Origin of the sequence: Mycobacterium sp. 1245111.1 (genome assembly GCF_001673405.1) — a bacterium.
Taxonomy (GTDB): domain Bacteria; phylum Actinomycetota; class Actinomycetes; order Mycobacteriales; family Mycobacteriaceae; genus Mycobacterium.
The window spans coordinates 1-599 of record NZ_LZLV01000055.1; the positions used below are offsets into that span (position 1 = coordinate 1).

The 599-nt window shown below is 62.4% G+C and carries 1 protein-coding gene; it reads right to left on the reverse strand.

Going from position 1 to position 599, the window contains the following annotated elements; translation table 11 throughout:
- Positions 1-599, reverse strand: a 599-nt coding sequence (locus tag A5658_RS10120) for an MMPL family transporter (RefSeq protein WP_156751350.1), incomplete at both ends; no start/stop codon positions are given.

The window sequence follows — 599 nt, forward strand, 5'->3', positions numbered from 1 at the left end:
GGTCGCAGCATCACGCTGGCCGGCCGTGGTCGCACCTTGATCGGCCACCAGAACCAGCGCCCCAGAAGCGAGGCGATGGACGGCGTCATGAACGAGCGCACCACCAACGTGTCGAACAGCAGGCCGAGACCGATGGTGGTGCCCACCTGGCCGATGATGCGCAGGTCGCTGACCACCATTGAGGCCATCGTGAACGCGAACACCAGACCGGCGTTGGTCACCACCTTGCCGGTGCTGCCCATCGCGCGGATGATCCCGGTCTTCAGCCCGGCGGGTATCTCCTCTTTCAAGCGGGATATCAACAACAGGTTGTAGTCCGAACCGACGGCAAGCAGCACGATCACCGACATCGCGAGCACCATCCAGTGCAGTTTGATACCGAGGATGTACTGCCAGAGCAGTACCGAGAGCCCGAACGACGCGCCCAGCGAGAGCAGCACCGTGCCGACAATCACGACGGCCGCCACCACGCTTCGGGTGATCACCAGCATGATGACGAAAATCAAGGTGGCCGCCGCAATCCCGGCGATCAACAGGTCGATGTTGGAGCCGTCGTGCATGTCCTTATAGGTCGCGGCTGTGCCGCCGAGATAGACCTT